This window comes from Pandoraea sp. (assembly GCF_004297875.1).
GTDB lineage: Bacteria > Pseudomonadota > Gammaproteobacteria > Burkholderiales > Burkholderiaceae > Pandoraea.
This window is the reverse complement of record NZ_SCSK01000048.1, coordinates 17,158-40,436: the sequence shown is the minus strand read 5'-3', so window position 1 is coordinate 40,436 and position 23,279 is coordinate 17,158. Positions and strand designations below refer to the sequence as shown.

Genomic DNA, 23,279 nt, shown 5'->3' with positions numbered 1-23,279 from the left:
GAACCCTTGCCCGCAGCCCGGGCCTTCGACACGCAACATCGCAAGCTACAAATCGGCGACCGACTCGTCCTTCACATCGCCATCGATGATCTCGCGGCCATGCTTCTCGCCGGCGCGTCTGGCTTCACCGATCGCATCGTATGAGAGCGCTTCCGAAAGCTTGAACATGCGGCTGGTCAGATCCGTCGGTACGATCCCCGCGCGAAAAATCCGCACCGACACCTGGTACCCTTGATCTCGTTTGGGCACCCGCTTGATTTGGATGCCGTGCATATCATGGTTTGGATATATTAAGGTCTGAATTTCGAATCCCTTATGAACCGGAAGAACGGCAGTAAACATATTGTGCCTCTGTGTATATGACGAAATTCGCTAGACACGACCGAAGTGAGCGTGCCGGGATGAAATGAGGGGCGGCAACATTGTTGCGAGATCGCGAAGCGCGGCGTGCAGGACGGGGCATCACCAGCCAGCCAGGTTGCGAATCGAATAGCGCATCCAAATCAACGGCAAGTGAAGATACGCGGGCGCATTACAGCATCACGGCGTCATACATCTGAGCCCAGTGTGAACACATTCCCATCAGTTTGCAACATATCTTGACGCCTGTTGGCGCCGCGCCGACGACATAGAGTTGCTGCGTGCGCTGGCGTACAGACAGCCGGCTCCCGCATCGCTAGCGTTGCTACTATGAAGTGGGTTTCGCCGAGATGGCGGCGCGTCTTATCTCGGTACTCGATGAGGTACTGACGTTGGCTATCGACAATGAACTACCGCAGTCCCGAATTGACCTCTGCAGGTGGGAGGACGAAGGAGGGCGAGGCAGGCTGCTGCGAGGCTGGTCAAAAATCAGCTTGGTCCAGCCGCCCAGGTTTTTTGCTGATCCGTTATTCGTTTTGATGCGTTCGAAAAAATTCGCTACCGAGAAATCGAACCCTACCACCATCGAAAAATTCAGCTCGGCAAATCGGATGCTGTAGTGGGCACCATCCTCCGAGAAATGGCGTTTCCTGGCAAAGCCGCACCCGGTATGGCCGTAACGACAGACAAGCCGATGCCGCGATGATATCGGCGATATTCGCGCTTGCCAGGCAGCGACGGCGCACAGTTCACAGTTGACAGTATTGCGATGAAGAAAACAAAGATCAAATGGCTCAAAGCGCCTCAGCCGCACGATTATCCGGCAGCGGAAGCCTATTTGCGCTTGATTTTATTGCCACAGGCGGCGAGGCTCGCGGCTGTTGAATTGACGAGTGCAGCAATGACAACACTCGCCGCAAAGGACATCTTTCGGGCTTCCGGTGTTTCGCTGCTTGGGGTCAGCAACAGTCATGTTGAAAAGGATCGGGCTCGTATCACCCGGGGAAAGAAGTTGTCGCCGCTTTTGCTATTCAGAAACCCGGATCAAGGCCGGCTGGTCATTGCCGACGGCTATCATCGACTCTGTGCAGTCTATATGTTCGATGAAGATGCGATGATTCCCTGCAAAATCGTCTGAAGAAGAGAGCGCGGCTCGTTTGATGGAGGCCATTATGACGAAGGCTCAATCGGGTAAATTTACTTCAGAGCAGCTTATGCTGCGCGGCTCGCCGCCGCCCGATTTTCTGGAGTTTGCCCACGAGTGGCGGCGTCTATTCTCCGAAGCCTGGGGGACCTTCCTCCTGGTGGTTGTTGCTGCGGGCGCTGCCGTGGTCGGTGCCCGGAGCGGCGGTGAGATAACCCCGGGTATGAAGGTCGCGGCGCCGGGCCTGATGGTCATGGCTATCATTTATTTCATGGGGACTGTCAGCGGCGCCCATTTAAATCCGGCTGTCACATTAGCGTTTGCCGCGCGGCGCAATTTCCCGTGGCGCCGTGTGCCGGGTTATATCGGCGCTCAACTGGTCGGGGGAATCGCCGCGGCATCTTTTCTCCGAGCGATGTTCGGTACCGCCGCGTTGCTCGGTGCCACCACGCCCGGCTCCGGTGTGAGCGATGTTAAAGCGTTGGCGATGGAAATTCTGTTGACGACAGGGTTGGTCAGTACAATTCTCGGCACCGCATCGGGCGCTCGAAATATCGGTTCGAACGGCGCGCTGGCGATCGGCGGATATATCGCTCTGGCAGGTTTTTGGGCATCGCCCATCAGCGGAGCGTCGATGAATCCTGTTCGCTCGTTCGCCCCCGACCTGATGCGCGGCGACTTGAGCACCACCTGGATCTACGTTGCCGGTCCGCTACTGGGCGCGCTCATTGCGGTAGGCTTCGAGTGGGTTCTGAAAGGCAACGCAACCGCTGCTGGCACAATTGCCGCACAAGGAGACCACCAGGAAACGGGCTAAGCAAGGGCGATCTCATTCAACGATCATAATGTGGTTGTTTTTCGGCGATCGGCAAGGAATCTGCTACCATCAATAAAGAGTTTCAAGACGACACTTGCCTTGACAGGGCTGAGTAAGCCGTAACACAGAGTTGCAACGGGTTGATTAGAGGGAAACACTGATGAACACTGCTGATCTCCATAATCAGTTGCAATTGCGCTCTCGAGCGATGGCATACCTCGAAGACGGCACGGCGCCGCCGACAAACGGCGGAGCGGTCAGTGCCGGAACCCTGGCTTTGCTGCACCAGCTTGCCAACGATCCGGCCTACGCCGGCGATGTGCTCAAAATCCTCCATGAGCTGCAGGTCTTTCAGGTGGAACTGGATATCCAGCATGAACAGATGGAGCAAGACGCGCGCGAGTTGACGCTCGCGCTCAACCGATACGTTGAGCTCTATGCCCATGCCCCGGTTGGCTATTTAATCCTGGACTCGGATTACGTCATTCTTGAAGCCAACTTCATGGCAGGCGAGATTCTCGGTGTCGCGCATGACGCCCTGTTGGGGCAGAGAATCGATATTTTTTTTGCGCCGGGAAGTCGGCTGCCATTACTGACGCTGCTCTCGTCACTTCTCGCGGATCAGGAGCCGGGACATTTCCGCAAGGCAAGTCGCGCGGTGCAATCCGGCACGTCCATTCTTCAGGCTGTCGCGAGCGTTGCGCCGCAAAGCGGCGCTCTTTTACTCACACTGACCGATTCCGTGACCTGAGTCCGGGTATTGCGGCGCCTGCCCGCCGTGACTGCGGTGCGCTTCGACCTGCGAGGCAGGTAGCCAACAAGGTCAATCGAATCATGCGCAAATCGCCTGGCCAACATCCCGTCGATGACGATCAGGTAACGCCGCGGATTGTCGGCATCGGCGCGTCGGCCGGCGGTCTGGCCGCGCTCGAGCAATGCCTGGCTCGAGTCCCGCCGAACAGCGGTCTTGCCTACGTGGTGGTGCAACACCTGGATCCGACCCACAAGGCGTTTCTGGCGGAACTGCTGCAGCGCTTCACCGTGATGCCGGTGTGCCAGGCTCAGGACGCGATGCACATCGCGCCTGACAGCGTTTATGTCATTCCCCCGAACACCGAGCTGAGCGTCGCCGGCGGCCTGCTGCACTTGCAGCCCCCGCCAGCGCCGCGTGGCATGCGCCTGCCGATCAATGCGTTGTTTTCGTCGCTGGCACGCGATCAGAGCGAACACGCCATCGTTGTGATTTTGTCCGGGATGGGCTCCGACGGCACGCAAGGGGTCCGGGCCGTCAAGGCGCTTGGCGGCCTGACCATCGCGCAATTGCCGGAATCCGCCCAGTTCGACGCCATGCCCAAAAGCGCGATCGAGACCGGATGCGTGGACATCATTGTGCCACCGGAAGAAATTGTGGCGCGCATTCTGGCCTACATCGGTAAAAGCCCAGGGCCGCAAAGGCCAAAGAAAACGGACGACGCGCCGGTCGATCACATGGCCGAAGGAACGTGCTCCGATCCGCTTGCCGCAGTCGTGGCACTGCTGCTCGCGCGTGGCCGGCACGATTTCTCAAGCTACAAACCCAGTACGCTGCGGCGCCGCATCGAGCGCCGCATGGCGATTCATTCGATAAGTTCGTTGGCGCGGTATGCAGATTTCCTGGAGAAGAATCCCCAAGAGATCGACCTGCTGTTCAAGGAACTTCTGATCGGCGTCACGAGTTTCTTTCGCGATGCCGCGGTCTGGCAGCATCTGGCGGAAACCACCTTGCCGGCGCTGCTGGCGAGCAGTGCTCGGGAAAAAAAGCTGCGCGCCTGGGTGGTGGGATGTTCGACCGGCGAGGAGGCCTATTCGCTGGCGATCGTCTTTGAGGAAGCGATGCAGCGCTTGCAACTGCGGGACAGAACATTGCAAATCTTTGCCACCGACTTGAGCCCGGATGCTATCGCCACGGCGCGGCGCGGCGTCTATCCGGCCTCCATCGATACCAGCGTATCCGCCGAACGGCTGGCACTTTTTTTCACCTGTCATGAAGGACGCTACGGGGTCAGCCAGAGAATTCGCGATATGGTGCTGTTTGCCCAGCAAGACGTTGTGCTCGACCCGCCCTTCACCAAGCTCGACATACTGTCTTGCCGCAACCTGATGATCTACTTCGATGCGGCGCTGCAGCGCCGGCTGCTGCCGCTGTTCCACTACAGCCTGCGCGCGGGCGGCATCCTGCTGCTGGGAAACTCAGAAACAACAGGGCAATTCGACCGTTTATTCACCCCGATCGAATCGAAGCTGCGACTCTATGCACGGCATAAGAATACCCATTTCGATGGCGTCAACTTCCTGGCGCAATCATTCCCCCCACTGTCGACAATGAAAATGGAGCAAACCGTGCCTACCTCAAGACTTCCGGCGCAGCTCCATGAGAACTTGCAGAAGGCGGCGGACAATCTGTTACTGCAGGTTTATGCCCCGCCCGCTGTGGTGGTCAACAGCTCGGGCGATATCGTATACATCAGCGGCCGCACCGGAAAATATCTCGAACCTGCCGCGGGCAAGGTCAATTGGAATTTTCATGCGATGGCGCGCGATGGCATCCGCCTGCCGATTGCGACCGGGTTACAGCGCGCCGCGGAGCAAAGCGAGCCGTTGCAGTTGACCGGTCTGCAGGCGCAGAGCACCCAGGGCAGCCAGCTGGTCGATGTGACGATACAGGCGCTCAAGGAGCCGATAGCTCTGCGGGGCATGTTCATCATCGTGTTCCGTGATGTTCCCGCCGCAGCGGGGCGCCGGCGCAAGACGCCCAGTGCGCTTGAGGCATCCCACGCGGCAGCATTGCAGCGATGCCACGAGGAGATACTGGCGCTGCGAGAGGAGGCGCGCATCTCCCGGGAAGAGCTGCAATCGACCAATGAAGAGCTGCAATCCACCAACGAGGAGCTGCAGTCGGCCAACGAGGAATTGACGACGTCGAAGGAGGAAATGCAGTCGATGAACGAGGAGCTGCAAACGATCAACGCCGAGATGCAGCGCAAGCTCGACGATCTATCGCTCGCTCAGAGCGATATGAAGAACCTGCTCAATAGCACCGACATCGCCATGCTGTTCCTGGATCAAGAGCTCAATGTCAGCCGCTATACCGAGCGCACCTCCAAAATCATCAACCTGCGGGAAAGCGATGTCGGCCGGCCCCTGAGCGATCTCACCACCTCATTGCAATACCCGGCGCTGCAAGACGATGCGTGCGAGACACTGCGCACGCTGGTCCCGTCGGAAAAGCAGATTCTCAGCAATGACGGCCGGTGGTTCGCGGTACGCATCATGCCATATCGCCGACTCGACAACGTCATCGACGGCGCTGTCATTACCTTTGTCGATATCACTGCGGCAAAGGAACTGGAATTGAGGCTTCGTCGAGAATCCCGCGACTGACGTCACCGACCCAGCCACTGGCGCCTCGCTGCGCGTATGTTCGCTGACGCACCGACGATGAAGCGAGCGCAGGGGTAAGCTGACAATTGATGGTGATGCGGCCGCCTCGGCGGCGCGTGACAAATGGAGTTGGTCTTCTTGCTCGCAGGCGCAGGCTTGGTCCGCAAATGCTGATGATTTCCGCCAGACGCTGATCCAGTCCGGAAGAACACTCACAATCATGTCAGTGTTTTACGCAGGACAAAGGAAGAAATCATCATGAAAAATATCAACTTGATTGCGGCTGCGCTGTTTGTAATCGCGCTGAGCGCTTGTACCGGCCCGGCCGGGCCGCAAGGGGAAACCGGCAGCACAGGCAATACCGGCAATACCGGCTACACGGGCGACACAGGGGCTACGGGCGCCACTGGCTATACCGGCGCGACCGGCAGCACCGGGGCCACGGGTGATACCGGTGCAACGGGCTACACGGGTGCGACCGGCGCAAAAGGCAATACGGTGATTGTCGTCCCGCACTAGCAAACCCATGCGGCGTCCCGCGGATCGTCCAAACACCGGAACCTGTTGAGTCGGCACGGGGCTTTGTCACAGCTTTATGTGCCCAGTGATCACCGTCCACGCGGTGATGAAAATGGAGAGCGTCATGCAAAAGAAAAGAATTCTTATGGTCAAATTGGCGATATCGCTGTGCGTCGTCGGAACGGTGCTCGGCGGTTGTACCACCACGGGCATGACCGGCGTCGCCTCGACGGATAAAGTGCAACAGATAGACGCGAGCGTGCAAACCACGCTCAACCGGCTCTACAGCACAATGCCGAGTTCCCGTGAGCTGGTCGGCAAAGCGCGCGGCGTACTGGTATTCCCGTCCGTGCTGGCAGCCGGTTTCATTATTGGCGGCGAATATGGCGAAGGCGCATTGCGCGTCGGGAATAGGACGGTCGGTTACTACAATACGGTAACCGGTTCGTACGGCTTGCAAATCGGCGCACAATCCAAGGCCATCATTTTCCTGTTCATGACGCAGGATGCCCTGCAGAAATTCCGCGACAGCCAAGGCTGGACCGTGGGGGCCGATGCCTCGGTGGCAGTCATCAAGGCCGGCGCAAACGGTGACATCGACGTGAACACAGCGACCGAACCGGTTGACGTCATCGTCATGACCAATCAGGGATTGATGGCAAATCTCAGCATTGAAGGCACGAAGATCACCAAGTTGAGGGTCCAGTAAGGCCGGCCGCATAACGGCGTGCGCGAGACAAGGGCGGCGGAGGTTGGGACTGGTAGCGGCCCCGACTGCTCGTTGTGCCGCATTTTGAAAAAACCCACCAAAACGGTGGGCGAAATATTCCGCAGGGGGGCACGATAGAGCGGAACCGCGCCAGATTATCGCCCAATGAGTCCATGTGTATGTTCGGCAGCGTACATACGCGGGGGCAAGGCGGATGACTGCAGCTCAATTCGGAGCCAGCCGACAACGTTCGTCAACTGGCACGCGTGCTGGGGAGCAGGCGGTCAAACTCTCTCTTGACGACGCCATAGCATTCGCAAGCGCGAGCTTCGAGCCCCGGCCGATCCGTGATCGTAATGCAGCCCCGGCTGTAGTGAATTAGCCCAGCACTCTGCAATTTCCCCGCTGCTTCCGTGACGCCCTCGCGGCGCACGCCCAGCATATTGGCAATCAACTCCTGGGTCATGCGCAACTCGTTGGAAGGCAAGCGATCGAGGCTGAGCAGCAGCCACCGGCACAGTTGCTGGTCTACCGAATGGTGGCGATTGCACACGGCGGTTTGCGCCATTTGCGTGAGCAACGCCTGGGTATAGCGCAGCAGCAGATGCTGCAGGGCGATGGCACGATTGAATTCCTGTTTCAACACCTGCCCAGGCAACCGGTAGGCATGCCCCGCGCTTTGCACCACCGCGCGATTTGGCATCGTCTCGCCGCCCATGAATAGGGCGACGCCAATAATACCTTCGTTGCCCACCACCGCGATTTCGGCGGATGCGCCATCGGCCATCACGTAGAGCAGCGAGACGATGGATGTGGTGGGGAAATAGACGTGATGCAGTTGACTGCCGGATTCGTAAAGCACCTCGCCAAGCGGCATGGCTACCAGTTCCAGGTGAGGTGCCAGACTTTCCAGCTCTTCGGCCGGCAAGACAGCCAGCAGATGGTTCTGATGGAAAGTGTGAGGGGCAGGCATGGGTAACTCCAAATGACCAGCTATTTCGTGACAGAAAGGCCGTAGTATGTACGCCACCGTACCGACGGTGGCCAAGCCTGCCGCTAGGCTGGTATCGGTAAAGCAGTACCAGTCGAGCGGGCTCCAACGGCAATCGGATTTCCGTCCGATACATAGTGAGTTCGCGATACCTCCGCTAGTCGTGATTTATCGCTGCACTGCACTGAACATACCACACATGACGATCGACGTCGGCTAACTCTGGCCGGTTCCGCAGGCCGGCGGCTCATACCGGTTCGCGGCGTATTTTCCCTGGCCGAGCGCTTGCAAGGCTTTCCCCGCTTAAGGAGTACCCGCTATGCTTTATTACGCCGTTATATTTTTCGTCATTGCCTTGGTCGCCGGTCTGTTTGGATTTACCGGCATCGCCGCCGGCGCGGTAGGAATCGCCAAGATCCTGTTCTTCATTTTTCTGCTGATATTTGTGGTGACGCTTCTATTGGGCGTGGTCAGACGTTAGCAACACACACGATGAGGCAATTCGATCTCACATCAGGGCAGCCCATCAATAGCGAGGCAACAACATGCGTTCCAAGAGCAGAAAACAACATTCAGCCGACAATTTCGCCATGGATGTCAAAGCAATTCGCTCCAAGGCACGGCAACACCTGAACGCCGGTGCAGTGACCCAAGGTTATGCGGCCGACCGCGAGGTCGTACTCAGACTATTGAACGATGCGCTGGCGACCGAACTGGTTTGCGTACTGCGTTATAAACGCCACCAATTCATGGCCAGCGGCATTCACGCCGAACCGGTGGCTGCGGAGTTTGCCGCCCATGCGGGTGAAGAACAGCAACATGCGGATCGGATTGCTGGTCGGATCATTCAATTGGGCGGTGCACCTGATTTTTCTCCCGATGGACTTGCGCAACGCAGTCATTCCGAGTACGTGGAAGGAACGGATTTGCGAGACATGATCACCGAAAACCTTGTAGCCGAACGCATAGCAATCGACAGCTATCGTGAGATGGTGACTTATCTCGGCGATCGAGATCCGACCACGCGTCGCATGATTGAAGAAATACTGGCTGTGGAAGGAGAACATGCTCACGATATGTCAGACCTTCTTGAAAAAGAATGAGCAATACATTTCAAATTCATTGCCTATGTGCCCCGGCGAACAGACTCCGCCGCGCTTCGGGTCCATGCTGAGCAAATCGATCGAATGACATACAGTCAAACGTTCCGTAGTTTTTCGACATTAAATGTCTGGAGGTTGTGATGAACAAAGATCAAGTGAAAGGACGTGTAAAGGAAGTAACGGGCAACGTCAAGGAAACGACAGGGAAGGTGACCGGTGACGTGAAACTCGAAGAAAAAGGCAAGCTGCAAAAAACCCTTGGCAAGGTTCAAACGAAATACGGCGACATCAAAAACGATCTTAAGAAGGATCGTTGAGCCACAACGGATAAGAGGTAATGAAAATGAATTATGAAGATCGCGATACCTATGGCATGTACAAGGGGCGTGCCGGCATGGCGCCCGGGCCCGACGCACGGCGCGGCCCCGGCCCCGAACTGATGGGCGCAGATACACTCATCGGAAACGATGTTTACAACCACAAAGGCGAAGACCTTGGACAAATCAAGGACATCATGCTCGACATGCGCAACGGAAAGGTGGGTTATGCCGTTCTTTCCTTTGGCGGCTTCCTGAGCATGGGGGAAAAGCTGTTCGCGGTGCCATGGAGTGCCTTGACGCTGGATCTTAACAACAAGCGCTTCGTGCTCCATGTTGAGAAAGACCGTCTAAAACAAGCTCCCGGATTCGACAAGGAAAAGTGGCCGGATATGGTGGATCAGGCGTGGGCAAAGGAAATCCACTCTTACTACGGCACCAGACCTTATTACGACGAGCCCCTGCTCTAGAGCGCATCGACTTTCGAAAAAGGTTCGCGTTGCCGACGGTTTGCGCAGGAGGTATCGTGAAATTTGCCCGCAATCTGATTTTGACGATCGTGACAGTTGTCCTCGCGGGGTGCTATTGGGGCCCCGGGTATGGAAGAGGGCCGTACGAGCACGATGGTGGTTATGACCACGGTGACCAGCACATGAGGCGAGACGAATCTTCCCATCGAGAAAACCACGATCAAGGCATGCCAGATAGAGACCGTCCCGCGTACTAGGCAGGTCGATATCAATGTGGCTGATTGCGTTGCAGCCGGAATAACGGAGATAAATCATGACAATCGGACTGGGAACCATATTGCTGTTTATTGTGGTTCTCCTGCTTATCGGCGCATTCCCCACCTGGCCGCACAGCCGCGGATGGGGTTATAGGCCGAGCGGACTGCTCGGGCTGGTGCTGATCGTGCTCGTTGTCTTGCTAGTGATGGGACGCTTATGAGCTTTATTGGCTGACTTGCCAACTTTCCCGGCCAGTCAATCGCCGCAGTGCCCAACGAAATGGGGCCCGGGAGGATGAACGAGGCCTCAGGAGCATGGCTGCATGACATCTCGACACCCCGCGGGGGCCCAACCGATTACCGACGCTGCGGCGCTGGGGGCCGACGAACTTGGCAGGATTGACGCTTATTGGCGCGCTTGCAATTACCTGTGCGCCGGGATGATCTACCTGCGCGACAACCCGCTTCTAAGGGCGCCGCTTCGCCCCGAGCACTTCAAACGGCGGTTGCTCGGACATTGGGGGTCCGACCCTGGCCAGGCCTTCACGTGGGTGCACCTGAACCGCGCCATACGCAAATACGATCTTGACATGATTTACCTGAGCGGCCCCGGCCATGGAGCACCGGCCGTCATTTCCAACTGTTATCTCGAAGGCGCTTACTCGGAAATCTACCGGGAAAAAGGCCAGGACGAAGCCGGCTTGCTCAAGCTTTTTCGCGCCTTCTCTTTTCCGGGGCAGCTTGGGAGCCACTGCACCCCGGAGGTGCCAGGCTCGATTCACGAAGGCGGTGAACTCGGTTATAGCGTATCGCATGCCTTCGGTGCTGCCTTCGATAACCCCGATTTGATCGTCAGTGTCGTGGTCGGTGATGGCGAGGCGGAGACCGGACCGCTAGCGACTTCATGGCACTCCAACAAATTTCTCAACCCGGTTCGCGACGGTGCCGTATTGCCGATCCTGCATTTGAACGGGTACAAGATCGCCAATCCCACACTACTGTCTCGCATCACGCCTCAGGAACTCGAGGACCTCTTCAAGGGTTACGGCTGGACGCCATACTTGGTCGAAGGCGACGCCCCCTCATTGATGCATCAGCGGATGGCAGCCACGGTCGATGCCTGCGTGCGGCAAATTCGCGCCATCCAGGCCGAGGCCCGAAGTACCGGAGAACCCAAGAGGCCTCGCTGGCCAATGATTATCCTGAGATCACCCAAAGGGTGGACTGGGCCAAAGGAAGTGGACGGACACCGGGTGGAGGGCTCCTGGCGTGCCCACCAGGTACCTGTGCCGGATGTCCAATCGAACCCCGAACACTTGCGGATCGTCGAGCAATGGATGCGTAGCTATCGACCCGAGGAATTGTTTGATGAACATGGCACGCTGGTAGCTGAGCTGCGGGATTTGCCACCCAAGGGGGCGCGCCGCATGAGCGCCAACCCACACGCCAATGGGGGGAAGTTGTACATGCCATTGGATCTCCCCGGCTTTCGCGACTATGCGGTGCTCTCGAGCAGTCCCGGCACCAGGTCGGCGTCACCCACCGCGACCCTGGGCAAATTCCTGCGCGACGTGATGCGACGCAACATGAATAACTTTCGTCTTTTCAGTCCGGATGAGAACGCCTCCAATCGCCTTCAGGATGTCTATGAAGCCAGTTCGAAGACTTGGCTTGCCGAGATTCGGCCGGAAGACGCCGACGGCACGGACATCTCTCCCGACGGTCGCGTGATGGAAATGCTCAGCGAACATACCCTCGAGGGCTGGCTGGAAGGCTATCTGCTGACGGGACGCCATGGCATATTCAACACCTATGAGGCGTTCGTCCATATCATCGATTCAATGTACAACCAGCATGCTAAATGGCTCGAAAAGGCGAAGCTGCAATCTGCGTGGCGCCCGCCCATCGCCTCGCTCAATCTTCTGATTTCATCATTGGTATGGCGCCAGGATCACAATGGCTTCACGCATCAGGACCCTGGTTTTCTGGATTTGGTGAGCAACAAAAGCGCGGAAATCACGCGCATTTACCTTCCACCCGATGCGAATTGCCTGCTCAGCGTGGTCGATCATTGCCTGCGCAGCATGGATTATGTGAATGTGATCGTCGCCGACAAACAGCTTCATCTCGTCTACCTCGACATGGAGGCTGCGATCGACCATTGCACCAAGGGTATCGGCATCTGGAAATGGGCCAGTAACGACGGCGGCGAGGACCCCGATGTGGTAATAGCGAGTGCCGGTGACATTTTGACTCGTGAGGCGCTGGCCGCCGTCGCTATCTTAAGACAGCATTTCCCCGACATGAAAATTCGCTTCGTCAATGTCGTTGACTTGTATCGCCTCCAACCCGACACCGAGCATCCCCATGGCCTTTCCGATAAGGATTTCGACTCGCTATTTACCAAAAACAAGCCTGTGATTTTCAATTTTCACGGCTATCCGTGGCTGATTCACAAATTCACTTACCGCAGAGCCAACCATGCCAATATTCATGTGCGCGGATACAAGGAAAAGGGCAACATCAATACACCACTCGAGTTGGCCATCAAGAATCAGGTAGACCGCTTCAATCTGGCGATCGACGTCATCGACCGGGTGCCGGGGCTGCAAGGCCCCGGCGCCCATCTGAAAGAATGGTTGAAGGACCAGATCGTCGCCAACCTTCTTTATGCGGACACCGAGGGCATCGACAAACCCGAAATCCAGAATTGGCAATGGCCGGCGACTTGAATCTGCCGGCGATTCGTCCAGGTGCCCTCGAGACTCGGGCTTGACCGCCTTGTGCTATGTTGCTGATGGGACCGGCGACGCGCGATTAGATCTCGGCCGCAGACGGCACTCATAATCCGGCGCGCAGTGTTACCGGCGCGCGCAGACGGTCTTTTTGAGCAGCGTCACGCCATCCGTATAGCCCAACTCGCGATCGAGAATCTCAGGCCAATCGCCATCTTCAACTATGTGTGCTGCCGTACAGACCCGATGTGATGATGGGTCTAAAATTTCTTTAATGGGAAGAAAATAAATTATTCAACTTCCTTCAATCAATTATCCGAACTATATAAAAAAAGATTTAACATTTTGAAGCGGATATTGAGCGTCGAATTTGGCGCGATCTTGTGCCATAGGCCAATACAAGGAGTATCGAAATGAATAACTCCCGTGCATTTTCAATCAACGCGGCAGTATTTTTCATCGCAATCGGTCTTGCCGGTTGCGCGGGCATGTCTCGACAAGGCCAGGATACCGTAGCCGGTGCCGGGGTCGGCGCGGTGGCCGGCGCCGTGCTCACCGGTGGCAGCGCCTTGGGCACCGTCGGTGGCGCGGCCGTGGGCGGCCTGGTCGGCAATCAGGTCGGCAAATAATCACTGAGCCGGCCGGCGGATTGATTCCGCGCGGCTTGCCGTGTCCGGTCATCCGGGTTCGGCAAGCGATATCGGACCCTACTGGAACAAGCCAATGCTGCACAACGTGAAGGAATTGCTCGGCTGTCATATTCATGCCAATGACGGTGAAATCGGCACGGTCAAGGACCTGTATTTCGACGACGAGCGCTGGGTGATACGCTACCTCGTGGTAGAGACCGGCACATGGTTGGCCAGCCGCCGTGTGCTTATCTCGCCGATCTCGGTACGCGACACGACCTGGGTCGATAACGTGATGCGCGTGAGCCTGACACAGCGGCAAGTCAAGGACAGCCCGGACATCGACACCGACAAGCCGGTGTGTCGTCAGCATGAAGCTGACTACCACAATTATTACGGCTATCCGAACTATTGGGAGGGTGCGAATCTGTGGGGCGCAAGCATGTATCCAGTGATTCCCTGGGTTGACTCGTCGGCCGGCGTGGCGACGCTACGGGAGTCCCGTGAGAGCGCGGTTGCCCACGAAATGCAAGCGCGGCTGACGCTCAAAGGAGAGCCGGCCGACCCGCACCTGCGCAGTTGCGATGAGGTTGCCGGCTATGAGGTGCTGGCAACCGATGGGCTGATCGGCAGGGTGGCTGATTTCATTTTCGACGACAAACACTGGGCGGTGCGCTATATCGACGTCGACACTCATCGATGGATGCCGGGCAAACATGTCCTGATCTCTCGGGCCTGGGTCGATCAAGTCAGTTGGGCCGAACATCAGGTGTTGGTGGACGTCACTCGCAAAGCGGTCGAAACCGGTCCGGCATATGAAGCCGGGCATCCGCTCACGCGCCAGCAGGAAGCCAATCTTCACGAACATCACGAACGCGCTCCATACTGGCCCTTGACCGACGTCGATGAGTGAGCGAGGCCCGAACCATAAGCGATGAAGCTCTCCACGGGCGCCGAACTGCGCTTGCTGCAGCAGCAGGCATTCTCTTATTTCCTGCAGGAAGCCAGTGCCGTCAACGGCTTAATGCGCGACAAAACCGCTCCCGCTTGGCCGGCCAGCATCGCGGCGACCGGGTTGGCATTGGCGGCCTATCCGGTGGGTGTGGAGCGCGCAATGATGACGCGCGACGCTGCAGCCGAGCGCACGCTCAAAACGCTTAGATTCTTCTGGAACAGCCCGCAGGGTCCCGAACCGGATGCCACCGGCTATCACGGCTTTTTTTACCATTTTCTCGATATGCAAACCGGGCGGCGCGCCTGGCAATGCGAGCTATCCACAGTGGATACTGCATTGCTGCTGGCCGGCGCGCTCACCGCCGGCGTGTACTTCGACGCGAACACGGCCGACGAGCAGGAGATCCGCGCGCTGGCCGATGCGCTCTATCGGTGCGCCGACTGGGCTTGGGCGCAAAACGGCGGTGATACCGTAACGCATGGCTGGCGCCCGGAAAGCGGTTTCATCGAATACCGCTGGGAAGGTTATGACGAGGCATTGCTGCTCTATATCCTCGGACTGGGCTCGCCCACCCATCCGCTACCCGAGCGCAGCTATGCCGCGTGGGCGTCGACTTACACATGGCAAAACTGCTACGGTATCGACCACCTCTACGCGGGACCGCTGTTCACGCATCAGCTCTCGCACCTTTGGATCGATTTTCGCGCTATCCAGGATGCCTTTATGCGCGATAAAGGTATCGACTACTTCGAGAATAGCCGCCGGGCGACCCAGGTGCAGCGTCGATATGCACTCGACAATCCACTCAAATTCAGCGGCTATGGCGATTGTTGCTGGGGCATCACCGCCAGTGACGGGCCGGGTCCCGAGACGCTTGAGGTTGGCGGCATCGAGCGCCAGTTCTTCGGCTACCTCGGCCGCGGTGTGCCCGAGGGGCCGGACGACGGCACGCTCTCGCCATGGGCGGTGGTCGCATCCCTGCCGTTTGCCCCGGAGATTGTCTTGCCGGTGATCGAGCATTTCATTTATCACGCGAAATTGAAGCGCACGAATCGCTATGGCTTCACAGCCTCCTTCAATCCAACGCATCCCGGAAAGCCCGCCAATCCCAATGGCTGGGTGTCGCCATGGCACTACGGCTTGAACCAGGGGCCAATCGTGCTGATGATCGAAAATTATCGAACTGGCCTGCCGTGGGAATGGATGCGGCAGTGCGGCTACGTCGCGAACGGCCTGCGGCACGCGGGTTTCACGGGCGGATGGCTCTGAGCACAGCTTCGAGGCACACGCCTCCCACGCGTTCCATGCGACACACGGGCTATGACGGGCTATGTCTCGCCGACCGCGCCAAGCGCCTGATCCACGATGTGCTGGGCTTCGGTCAGAATGTCACGCAAATGCGCTTCGCCTCGCGAACTCTCGCCATAGATCTTGTAGATATTTTCGGTGCCGGACGGACGCGCGGCGAACCAGCCATGCTCGGCAACCACCTTGAGACCGCCGATCGCCGCATCGTTGCCCGGCGCGCGCGTGAGCACCGCCTGAATGGGTTCTCCGGCCAAGGATTTCGAACTCACTTGCCGGGGCGCCAGTTGCGCGAGCCTGATTTTTTGCGCCGGCGTCGCGGCGGCTTGGACCCGGTCGGCGGCCAGTTCGCCGAACTGTGCCGTCAAGTCACGGTATATCTCGCCTGGATCGCGCCCCATGCGCGCCGTCATTTCCGCCGACAGCAGGGCCGGTATCAGTCCATCCTTGTCGGTCGTCCAGGCCGTACCGTCGCGCCGCAAGAAACTTGCTCCTGCGCTTTCTTCACCGCCGAAGCCGAGCGTGCCATCCAGCAAGCCCGCGGAAAACCATTTGAAACCGACCGGAACTTCATGGAGCTTGCGCGCGAGCTTGGCGCACACTCGGTCGATCATCCGCGTGCTCACCACGGTTTTGCCGATGGCGGCGTCCTTGGGCCAGTCGGGACGATGCTGGAACAGGTAGTAGATGGCCGCCGACAAATAGTGATTCGGCGGCAGCAGTCCGGCCTCGCGCGTAACGATGCCGTGCCGGTCATGGTCGGTGTCGCAGGCGAACGCGATATCGAAACGATCCTTCAGGCCGATCAAGCCCTGCATCGCATAGGTGGAGGACGGATCCATGCGGATCCGCCCATCCCAATCGACCGTCATGAAGCGAAAAGTCGCATCGACGGCGGGATTGACGACGCTCAGATCCAGCCGATAGCGATCGGCGATCGCCGGCCAGTAATGCACCCCCGCGCCGCCCAGCGGATCGACGCCCATGCGGATATGCGCGCCGCGGATCGCATCGAGGTCGATCACGTTGCCCAGGTCGCTCACGTAGGCATCCAGAAAATCGTACTGATGCGTGGTCGGCGCCTTTTCCGCTTGCGCCAACGTCATTCGCTTGACCTCACGCAGGCCTCCCTCGAGGATGTCATTGGCCTGCTTTTCGATCCAGCCGGTGACATCGGTGCCCGCCGGGCCGCCATGCGGCGGGTTGTATTTGAAACCGCCATTATCGGGGGGATTGTGCGATGGCGTAACGACGATACCGTCGGCCAGACCAGTGCTGCGTCCTCGATTGTGATTGACAATGGCCAGAGAAACCGCCGGGGTCGGCGTGTATTCACCGCCGGCCGAGACCATGACGTCCACGCCATTGGCAGCCAGCACCTGCAGCGCGCTGGCAAAAGCCGGTCCGGAGAGCGCATGCGTGTCGATGCCAATGAATAGCGGGCCGTCGATGCCTTGCCGGCGGCGATATCGGCAAATGGCCTGGCTGATGGCCAGCACATGGGCTTCATTGAATGAGCGCTCGAACGCGCAGCCGCGATGCCCGGAGGTGCCGAACGCGACGCGTTGCGCCGGGATACTCGGATCGGGCGCTTCGCTGTAGTAGGCCTCGACGAGCTTGGCAATGTCGACCAGCAGCGTCGGCGGGGCTGGCTTACCGGCCAGGGGGCTGATTTTCATGGATTGCGGTTCACTCCCATCGGCTAGCCCATCACCCGATCGTCAAGGGCTGGTCGGATCCAGCGTGTCGCGCCTGCTCGAAAATTCGCACCCATTCAAGATAGCGCTTGGCAATGCTTGCGGCTGCCTCCTGGCGCGTCGTTTTCTGCGCCAGATAATCGGCGAGCGCTTGCCAAAAACTGGTGCGCCCCACCGCGAACCCGATGAATCCGCGCACGCTCGCCGCCGTGCTCAGCCAGTGCGTTACCCTGACCTCATCCGCGCCGCGCCCAAGCACGATGCAACTCACGTCGTCGCGCCCGTTGCGCTGCACGGTTTGGACAATCTGCTCGCAATGCTGGCGCCGATCGAGCCCTTCGATCTTCCACACATCGGGCTCGACGCCTTCGTTCTGGAAAATTCGAATCGCCCGGGACATCAGCTCGGGCCGCAGCTGTTTGTCATATGCGTCCTTATCCTGTTCGACGCGTTTCATCTGCGCGGCGGTTGCCGGCACCAGCAATTCGAACATGAACAGTTGCTGCGCGGTGCCGCAATACACGGAGAGTTGCTTGATGCGTGCGATCTGCCGACGATTGAGCGCGGCATCACCCTCCGGGTTGTAGCGCACGAGAATTTTCGCGAAGGTCGGGCTGAACGTTTCGATGTGCGCGGCATAATTCTCGCCGTATTCGAATTCGAACTCGTCGACACCGCTTTTCTCGACCGAGAGCGCGGTGGTGTAGCCACGTTTCGCGGCATCGCGCAAAATGGCGGCGCCGAACTCCTCGTCGACCAGCACCGCGGCGCACGCGGCCGGCAGGCCTTTCGCCAAGGCTTGCTGGAAGCCCTCGTAAATCAACTGCTTGCTGTCGATCACCGCGTCGCGCTGCGGTGGCGTGAGCGGCGCGCTGAATTGGAACAGACCGCTCAAGTACGATTGGCGATGATCGAACGGCAGCAGATAAAGCGGTTTGCGATAGCCTCGTTGCATGATCGTTTCCCCTTGAAGGGCGAGTCGCGTCTTACGTCATTGCTAGCGCCTCTTCAACTGGCGGTAGCGCCGAATTAGCGCATTGGTCGAACTGTCGTGCCGCAGCATCGGCTCTTGCGGGCTTTCCAGCTCCGGAATGGTTCGCTCGGCCAATGCCTTGCCAAGCTCCACGCCCCACTGGTCGAACGAATCGATTTGCCAGACGGCGCCTTGCGTGAAAACACTATGTTCGTAGAGCGCCACCAGGCGGCCCAGCGTTTCCGGCGTCAGGCGTTCCGCGAGCAGCGTGTTGCTGGGGCGATTGCCCTCGAAAAGACGATGCGGCACCAGCCAGTCGGGCGTGCCCTCGGCCTCGACTTCGGCCTGCGTCTTGCCGAACGCGAGCGCTTCGCTCTGGGCGAACAGATTGGCCATCAATAGATCGTGATGACGCGCCAGCGCATTCAGGGGCTGGCAAAAGCCGATGAAATCGCACGGAATGAGCCGGGTGCCCTGATGAATCAACTGGTAGAAGGAATGTTGGCCGTTGGTGCCCGGCTCGCCCCAGTAGATCGGTCCGGTCTGATAATCGACTGGCGCGCCGTGCAGCGTCACGTGCTTACCGTTACTCTCCATCGTCAGTTGCTGAAGATAGGCCGGAAAGCGCTTCAAGTACTGCTCGTAGGGCAGCACGGCAACTGTCTCGGCGCCGAGAAAATTGTTGTTCCATAGCGCGATCAGACCCATCAGCACAGGCAGGTTCCGTTCGAAGGGCGCCGTGCGGAAATGCTCGTCCATCGCGCGAAAACCCGCCAGCATGGCGCGAAAATGCTCGTCGCCGACGGCCAGCATGGTCGACAGGCCGATCGCCGAATCCATCGAGTAGCGCCCGCCGGCCCAGTCCCACATCGCGAACATGTGGTCGGTGTCGATGCCGAATTCGGCGACGCCCTTCGCATTGGTCGATACCGCCACGAAGTGCTTGGCGACCGCGCGCTCGTCCACGAGCTTGTTGAGCAGCCAGGCGCGCGCCGACCGCGCATTGGTCAGGGTCTCGAGCGTTTTGAAGCTCTTCGAGCAGACCACGAACAGCGTCTGCTCGGGTTTCAGGTCGCGCGTGGCCTCCGCGAAATCCGTGCCGTCGATGTTCGAAATGAAGCGAAAGGTCATGTCGCGACGGCTGTAGTGGCGCAGCGCCTCGAAGGCCATCACCGGGCCCAGATCCGAGCCGCCGATACCGATATTGACCACGTTGCGGATCGGCTCGCCGGTGTAGCCGCGCCATTGCCCGTCATGAATCCTGCGCGTGAAGGCCGCCATCTTCTCGAGCACCGCATGCACTTGCGGCACTACGTCCTCGCCATCGAGCATCACACTTGCATCGCTGGGCGCGCGCAGCGCCGTGTGGAGCACCGCGCGCTGCTCCGTAGCGTTGATCTTCTGCCCGGAGAACATCGCGTCGATGCGTTCGCGCAGACCGCGGCTGTCGGCCAGTGCAATCAGCAGCGCCAACGTCTGCGCCGTAACACGGTTCTTCGAATAATCGAAATAGAACCCGCAGGCCTCGAGCGCCAGGCGCTCGCCCCGCTTGGGGTCGTCGGCGAACAACTGCCGCAGATGCTGGGTGCGCAGCGTCTGGCAGTGCGTCTGCAGCGCCTGCCAGGCCGGGCTTTGCGTTAACGTCGGCGAGTGTGTCTGCACAGCGTCGCTCATGGTTGACCGTTCTCCTTGGTGTCGGTTGAGGCGCCTGCCTGAACGCTCTTGGTTTCAATCGCATTCATCAGATCTTGCCAGGATTGCTTGAAGGATTGCGCGCCCTCGCGCTGCAGCTCATCAGCCAGCGCCACGATATCGATACCTGCCTTGGCAAAGTTATCGAGGGTTGTTTCGGCGTCGCTGCCGTCCTCCTGCATCACGCCGATCAGCTCGCCATGCGCGGCGAACGCATTCAGCGTCTTCTCCGGCATGGTGTTGATTGTGTAGGGCGCCGCCAGCGCCTCGACGTAGTAGGTGTCCGAGATCTGCGGATCCTTCGCGCCCGTGCTTGCCCACAGCAGACGCTGGGGCAGGGCGCCCGCGTCGGCAAATCGAGCCCACGCGGCCGAAGCGAAACGCTCACGATAGGCCTTGTAGGTTCGGCGCGCGATCGCGATTCCCAGGCGATTGCGTAGCGCGAATGGCACCTTGCCGGCGACGGCTTTGTCCCAGCGGCTCACGAAGATCGATGCCACGGAGTTGACCTTGGGATCGAGGCCGGCGTCGATCCGCCGCTGAATGCCGCGCCAATAGGCATCCGCCGCCGCGACATATTGCTCGCGCGAGAACAGCAGCGTGACGTTGACCGGCACGCCGGCGAAGATGGCCTCTTCGATCGCGCGGATGCCCGCGGGCGTGCCGGGAATCTTGATGAACAGATTGGGGCACCGTGCGCTGGCGTGCAAGCGCACGGCAGCGTCAATCGTGCCGGCAGCATCATCGGCCAGCAATGGCGAAACCTCGAGAGAGACCCAGCCATCGACGCCGCCGGTGGCGTCGTACGTCGGGCGGAACAACGCCGCGGCCCGCGTAAGGTCTTCGATGGCCAGTTCGAAAAACAAGGCTTCGCCCGATTTTCCGTCTTTGACTTTCTGGCGAATCGCGGCGTCATAGGCGTCGGTGCGCCCAATGGCCTGGTCGAAAATCGTCGGATTGGATGTCAAGCCGGTAATGCAAAATTCCTTGCGGTAACGATCGAGCGTGCCGCTGTCGAGCAATTCGCGCGTGATATTGTCGAGCCACAGGCTTTGGCCCAGCTCGTGCAATTGGGTCGTGGCATTCATGGTTGCCTCCTGATCGTGCGTTCCTGTCCGGGCGCGGCACCGTTCATTGCGTTGCCCGAAAAATCGTGATTGAGTAATTCCCCGATGTGTTCGACCGTCAGATCCGCCGACGCGTATCTGGCAAGATTCGCGGGATCGCGCGCGTAATGGCCCTGACGCGGGAATACCGTGGTCAGACGCTCCTTCCAGGCTGTTTTCATTGCTTCCAGAATGCGTAATTTGTCGTCCACCATGACGTAGCGGCGTGCTGGATACCACCGCGCCACGTCGTCAAGCCGCTGTTCCTTGTGCACATAAATCAATACGCGGCCCTCGACCGCGTCCCACAGGCCCGAACGCTGCACCTTGCGCGGCTGGAAAACGACGTCGCCGTCGGTGAGGATAACCGTCCTTCCCCAGGCGCCCAGATGCGCGATGACCTCCAAGGCGCCCGCGTAGAGCAAATCCGCGAAAGGATAATCCATCAGGAAAGCCGACATCAATAACAACTTTGGGTCGTTCATGTCGGTCAGGCGGTAGCGCTGCAGCGCGCCAAGATAGTCGACGTAGCCCGACTCGGCGCGCAACGCCTCGAGAATCTCCCGGTACCGGTCACGGTTTTCCACGCCGAATTCCCGCGCGAGGTGACTCATGAGTTCGCCTCGCAAGCGATCGTTGTCGAGCAGCGTATTGTCGACGTCGAGCAGAAAAACGGTTTCATCGCGCGCCGCCATCGTTCTCCTCCGGGGAAATCGGGTTGTGCCAGCCGCCCGTGCCGGCGACGATTTCATCGGCCTTGGCCGGCCCCCATGTTTGCGGGTCGTACAGTTGCACCGGCACGGCATTGCCCAGGATCGGAGTCACCGCGCGCCACGCTGCCTCGATGCTGTCGTAGTGGGCAAACAACGTGGCGTCGCCGCGCAGCGCATCGCCGAGCAGGCGCTCGTAGGGCAGCATCTCGTCACCCGGGTGGCGGTGGGCGACGATCTCCGATATTTCCCCGGCCATCGCTTCCCCCGGTATCTTGGTGCGCGTGCCGATGGCGATCAGCACGTCGGGATCGATCCGATACCGCAAATAATTCGCTTTTCCCGGTACGGCTGTATCGAAAACCGCTGGCGTCGGCGTCTTGAGCGTAACGACCACTTCGGTAGCGCTTACAGGCAACTGCTTGCCCGCGCGAATGTAGAACGGCACGCCCCGCCAGCGTTCGTTGTCGATGCAAAGGCGCAAGGCAACGAACGTTTCCACCTGCGAGTTCGCGGCCACGCCGCGTTCGGTGCGATAGCCGTGGAATTGGCCGCGCACGGTGTGGGCCGGCGAGATCGGCTGCATCGCCTCGAAAACCCGCAGCTTGGCCTCGCGCAAGGCGTCGGGATGATTGCCCGCGGGGGGCTCCATGGCGAGCAGCGAAACCACTTGCAGCAAATGGTTTTGAACCACGTCGCGAATTGCCCCGACTGTCTCGTAAAAACCGCCTCGCCCCGCCACGCCGAACGCTTCGGCCATGTTGATCTGTACGCTGGCGACATAATCGCGGTGCCAGACGGCCCCAAGAAAGGTATTCGCGAGACGGAAATAGAGCAAATTCTGCACCGCCTCCTTGCCGAGGAAATGATCGATGCGGAAAATGTCGCTCGGCGGGAAATGCCTGGCGAGCAACCGATTAAGCGCTTGCGCTGACGGCAGATCCCGGCCGAATGGCTTTTCCACGACCAAGCGCGCGTTTTTGGCGCAGCCCGAGCGGGAAAGGCCGGTCGCGACGGCTTCGAACAATTCGGGCGGCACGGCGAGGTAATGCAGCGGATGCGCGGCGTCGCCCAGCGCGGTGCGCAATTGCCGGTAGGTGGCATCGTCCTGGTAGTCGCCGCCAATGTACTGTAGCCGCGCCGCCAGCTTTTTGAACACCGGCTCGTCCAGTGTGGCGTGCGACTCAATGCTTTGGCGCGCCCGCGCGATGAATTGATCGATCGACCAAGCTTCCTTGCCCAGACCGATGACCGGCATGTCGAGGCGGCCGTCGCGCATCATGGCCTGCAAGGCGGGAAAAATCTGCTTATAGGCCAGATCGCCGGTCGCGCCGAAGAAGACAAAAGCATCCGACTGAAAGGGCGACATG

23 protein-coding genes are annotated in these 23,279 nt (G+C 59.2%); 15 read left to right on the top strand and 8 right to left on the bottom strand.

From position 1 onward, the window contains the following. Nucleotides 1-45: 45 nt before the first annotated feature. A complete protein-coding gene (locus tag EPN80_RS14670; protein ID WP_047216412.1) occupies nt 46-273 on the bottom strand; it encodes a hypothetical protein in 228 nt (75 codons plus the stop codon). A gap of 856 nt (nt 274-1,129) precedes the next feature. On the opposite strand from EPN80_RS14670, the gene EPN80_RS14665 reads away from it, so the two are divergent. From EPN80_RS14665 to EPN80_RS14640, 6 genes are all read left to right on the top strand, one after another. Next, nucleotides 1,130-1,498, top strand: a complete 369-nt coding sequence (locus EPN80_RS14665; protein ID WP_156884690.1) for a hypothetical protein — start codon at nt 1,130-1,132, stop codon at nt 1,496-1,498. Nucleotides 1,499-1,532: 34 nt separating this feature from the next. Beyond that, nucleotides 1,533-2,321 carry an aquaporin gene (locus EPN80_RS14660; protein WP_293028679.1) on the top strand — a complete coding sequence of 263 codons (789 nt, stop codon included), beginning with the start codon at nt 1,533-1,535 and terminating at the stop codon, nt 2,319-2,321. Nucleotides 2,322-2,481: 160 nt separating this feature from the next. Next, nucleotides 2,482-3,072: a PAS domain-containing protein gene (locus EPN80_RS14655; protein ID WP_293028676.1), complete on the top strand. Its 591-nt coding sequence runs from the start codon at nt 2,482-2,484 to the stop codon at nt 3,070-3,072. An 83-nt stretch (nt 3,073-3,155) separates the two neighbouring features. Continuing rightward, the gene (locus EPN80_RS14650; protein WP_293028673.1) at nt 3,156-5,741 is read left to right on the top strand and encodes a chemotaxis protein CheB; all 2,586 of its coding nucleotides are present in this window, start codon (nt 3,156-3,158) and stop codon (nt 5,739-5,741) included. A gap of 258 nt (nt 5,742-5,999) precedes the next feature. Next, nucleotides 6,000-6,260 (top strand): collagen-like protein, encoded by a 261-nt coding sequence (locus EPN80_RS14645; protein ID WP_293028670.1) that lies wholly within the window; start codon nt 6,000-6,002, stop codon nt 6,258-6,260. 124 nt (nt 6,261-6,384) lie between these two features. Further along, nucleotides 6,385-6,969, top strand: coding sequence for a YSC84-related protein (locus tag EPN80_RS14640; RefSeq protein WP_293029131.1), 585 nt, complete (start codon nt 6,385-6,387; stop codon nt 6,967-6,969). 253 nt (nt 6,970-7,222) lie between these two features. Here the strand turns inward: EPN80_RS14640 and EPN80_RS14635 are convergent, their stop codons facing one another. Next, nucleotides 7,223-7,942 carry a Crp/Fnr family transcriptional regulator gene (locus EPN80_RS14635; RefSeq protein ID WP_293028667.1) on the bottom strand — a complete coding sequence of 240 codons (720 nt, stop codon included), beginning with the start codon at nt 7,940-7,942 and terminating at the stop codon, nt 7,223-7,225. A 337-nt stretch (nt 7,943-8,279) separates the two neighbouring features. Between EPN80_RS14635 and EPN80_RS14630 the strand changes: the two genes are divergently transcribed. The 9 genes from EPN80_RS14630 (at nt 8,280) to EPN80_RS14590 (ending at nt 15,695) form a co-directional block, all read left to right on the top strand. Further along, nucleotides 8,280-8,441 carry a DUF1328 domain-containing protein gene (locus EPN80_RS14630; RefSeq protein ID WP_047213809.1) on the top strand — a complete coding sequence of 54 codons (162 nt, stop codon included), beginning with the start codon at nt 8,280-8,282 and terminating at the stop codon, nt 8,439-8,441. A gap of 64 nt (nt 8,442-8,505) precedes the next feature. Beyond that, nucleotides 8,506-9,063, top strand: coding sequence for a ferritin-like domain-containing protein (locus EPN80_RS14625; RefSeq protein WP_293028662.1), 558 nt, complete (start codon nt 8,506-8,508; stop codon nt 9,061-9,063). Between the two features lie 140 nt (nt 9,064-9,203). After that, a complete protein-coding gene (locus EPN80_RS14620) occupies nt 9,204-9,380 on the top strand; it encodes a CsbD family protein (RefSeq protein ID WP_293028660.1) in 177 nt (58 codons plus the stop codon). A 20-nt stretch (nt 9,381-9,400) separates the two neighbouring features. Further along, on the top strand, nt 9,401-9,850 hold the full coding sequence (locus tag EPN80_RS14615; protein ID WP_366469489.1) for a PRC-barrel domain-containing protein: 450 nt from the start codon (nt 9,401-9,403) through the stop codon (nt 9,848-9,850). Between the two features lie 313 nt (nt 9,851-10,163). After that, entirely contained in the window at nt 10,164-10,328 is a 165-nt protein-coding gene (locus tag EPN80_RS14610) for a DUF3309 family protein (RefSeq protein ID WP_293028657.1), read from the top strand. Nucleotides 10,329-10,430: 102 nt separating this feature from the next. Further along, nucleotides 10,431-12,839 carry a phosphoketolase gene (locus tag EPN80_RS14605; RefSeq protein ID WP_293028654.1) on the top strand — a complete coding sequence of 803 codons (2,409 nt, stop codon included), beginning with the start codon at nt 10,431-10,433 and terminating at the stop codon, nt 12,837-12,839. A gap of 416 nt (nt 12,840-13,255) precedes the next feature. Next, nucleotides 13,256-13,471, top strand: a complete 216-nt coding sequence (locus EPN80_RS14600) for a glycine zipper 2TM domain-containing protein (protein ID WP_047213816.1) — start codon at nt 13,256-13,258, stop codon at nt 13,469-13,471. Nucleotides 13,472-13,565: 94 nt separating this feature from the next. Next, nucleotides 13,566-14,384: a PRC-barrel domain-containing protein gene (locus EPN80_RS14595; protein WP_293028651.1), complete on the top strand. Its 819-nt coding sequence runs from the start codon at nt 13,566-13,568 to the stop codon at nt 14,382-14,384. A gap of 21 nt (nt 14,385-14,405) precedes the next feature. Next, complete coding sequence (locus EPN80_RS14590; RefSeq protein ID WP_293028648.1) at nt 14,406-15,695, top strand: glucoamylase family protein; 1,290 nt, start codon at nt 14,406-14,408, stop codon at nt 15,693-15,695. Nucleotides 15,696-15,754: 59 nt separating this feature from the next. On the opposite strand, the gene pgm is transcribed toward EPN80_RS14590, so the two are convergent. The 6 genes from pgm to zwf are packed head-to-tail and all read right to left on the bottom strand — an operon-like array spanning nt 15,755 to nt 23,278. Beyond that, nucleotides 15,755-17,410 carry a phosphoglucomutase (alpha-D-glucose-1,6-bisphosphate-dependent) gene (gene pgm, locus EPN80_RS14585; protein WP_293028645.1) on the bottom strand — a complete coding sequence of 552 codons (1,656 nt, stop codon included), beginning with the start codon at nt 17,408-17,410 and terminating at the stop codon, nt 15,755-15,757. 31 nt (nt 17,411-17,441) lie between these two features. Further along, complete coding sequence (locus EPN80_RS14580; RefSeq protein WP_293028642.1) at nt 17,442-18,383, bottom strand: 2-deoxy-5-keto-D-gluconate 6-phosphate aldolase domain-containing protein; 942 nt, start codon at nt 18,381-18,383, stop codon at nt 17,442-17,444. A gap of 42 nt (nt 18,384-18,425) precedes the next feature. Beyond that, the gene (gene pgi, locus EPN80_RS14575; protein WP_293028639.1) at nt 18,426-20,075 is read right to left on the bottom strand and encodes a glucose-6-phosphate isomerase; all 1,650 of its coding nucleotides are present in this window, start codon (nt 20,073-20,075) and stop codon (nt 18,426-18,428) included. Further along, nucleotides 20,072-21,181 carry a transaldolase gene (gene tal / locus EPN80_RS14570; protein WP_293028636.1) on the bottom strand — a complete coding sequence of 370 codons (1,110 nt, stop codon included), beginning with the start codon at nt 21,179-21,181 and terminating at the stop codon, nt 20,072-20,074. The genes pgi and tal overlap by 4 nt, the downstream gene beginning before the upstream one ends. Beyond that, on the bottom strand, nt 21,178-21,894 hold the full coding sequence (locus EPN80_RS14565) for an HAD family hydrolase (RefSeq protein WP_293028633.1): 717 nt from the start codon (nt 21,892-21,894) through the stop codon (nt 21,178-21,180). Before EPN80_RS14565 ends, tal begins: the two co-directional genes overlap by 4 nt. Continuing rightward, a complete protein-coding gene (gene zwf / locus EPN80_RS14560) occupies nt 21,878-23,278 on the bottom strand; it encodes a glucose-6-phosphate dehydrogenase (RefSeq protein ID WP_293028630.1) in 1,401 nt (466 codons plus the stop codon). The genes EPN80_RS14565 and zwf overlap by 17 nt, the downstream gene beginning before the upstream one ends. Nucleotide 23,279: the final 1 nt, after the last annotated feature.

Bases quoted from the DNA above. Each gene is read 5' to 3' on its own strand.
- EPN80_RS14655 (WP_293028676.1), top strand. From the start codon at position 2,482: ATGAACACTGCTGATCTCCATAATCAGTTGCAATTGCGCTCTCGAGCG.
- pgi (WP_293028639.1), bottom strand. From the start codon at position 20,075: ATGAGCGACGCTGTGCAGACACACTCGCCGACGTTAACGCAAAGCCCG.
- EPN80_RS14615 (WP_366469489.1), top strand. From the start codon at position 9,401: ATGAAAATGAATTATGAAGATCGCGATACCTATGGCATGTACAAGGGG.
- EPN80_RS14605 (WP_293028654.1), top strand. From the start codon at position 10,431: ATGACATCTCGACACCCCGCGGGGGCCCAACCGATTACCGACGCTGCG.
- pgm (WP_293028645.1), bottom strand. From the start codon at position 17,410: ATGAAAATCAGCCCCCTGGCCGGTAAGCCAGCCCCGCCGACGCTGCTG.
- EPN80_RS14635 (WP_293028667.1), bottom strand. From the start codon at position 7,942: ATGCCTGCCCCTCACACTTTCCATCAGAACCATCTGCTGGCTGTCTTG.
- EPN80_RS14600 (WP_047213816.1), top strand. From the start codon at position 13,256: ATGAATAACTCCCGTGCATTTTCAATCAACGCGGCAGTATTTTTCATC.
- zwf (WP_293028630.1), bottom strand. From the start codon at position 23,278: ATGTCGCCCTTTCAGTCGGATGCTTTTGTCTTCTTCGGCGCGACCGGC.
- tal (WP_293028636.1), bottom strand. From the start codon at position 21,181: ATGAATGCCACGACCCAATTGCACGAGCTGGGCCAAAGCCTGTGGCTC.
- EPN80_RS14590 (WP_293028648.1), top strand. From the start codon at position 14,406: ATGAAGCTCTCCACGGGCGCCGAACTGCGCTTGCTGCAGCAGCAGGCA.
- EPN80_RS14665 (WP_156884690.1), top strand. From the start codon at position 1,130: ATGAAGAAAACAAAGATCAAATGGCTCAAAGCGCCTCAGCCGCACGAT.
- EPN80_RS14565 (WP_293028633.1), bottom strand. From the start codon at position 21,894: ATGGCGGCGCGCGATGAAACCGTTTTTCTGCTCGACGTCGACAATACG.
- EPN80_RS14625 (WP_293028662.1), top strand. From the start codon at position 8,506: ATGCGTTCCAAGAGCAGAAAACAACATTCAGCCGACAATTTCGCCATG.
- EPN80_RS14610 (WP_293028657.1), top strand. From the start codon at position 10,164: ATGACAATCGGACTGGGAACCATATTGCTGTTTATTGTGGTTCTCCTG.
- EPN80_RS14595 (WP_293028651.1), top strand. From the start codon at position 13,566: ATGCTGCACAACGTGAAGGAATTGCTCGGCTGTCATATTCATGCCAAT.
- EPN80_RS14650 (WP_293028673.1), top strand. From the start codon at position 3,156: ATGCGCAAATCGCCTGGCCAACATCCCGTCGATGACGATCAGGTAACG.
- EPN80_RS14640 (WP_293029131.1), top strand. From the start codon at position 6,385: ATGCAAAAGAAAAGAATTCTTATGGTCAAATTGGCGATATCGCTGTGC.
- EPN80_RS14630 (WP_047213809.1), top strand. From the start codon at position 8,280: ATGCTTTATTACGCCGTTATATTTTTCGTCATTGCCTTGGTCGCCGGT.
- EPN80_RS14660 (WP_293028679.1), top strand. From the start codon at position 1,533: ATGACGAAGGCTCAATCGGGTAAATTTACTTCAGAGCAGCTTATGCTG.
- EPN80_RS14670 (WP_047216412.1), bottom strand. From the start codon at position 273: ATGCACGGCATCCAAATCAAGCGGGTGCCCAAACGAGATCAAGGGTAC.
- EPN80_RS14645 (WP_293028670.1), top strand. From the start codon at position 6,000: ATGAAAAATATCAACTTGATTGCGGCTGCGCTGTTTGTAATCGCGCTG.
- EPN80_RS14620 (WP_293028660.1), top strand. From the start codon at position 9,204: ATGAACAAAGATCAAGTGAAAGGACGTGTAAAGGAAGTAACGGGCAAC.
- EPN80_RS14580 (WP_293028642.1), bottom strand. From the start codon at position 18,383: ATGCAACGAGGCTATCGCAAACCGCTTTATCTGCTGCCGTTCGATCAT.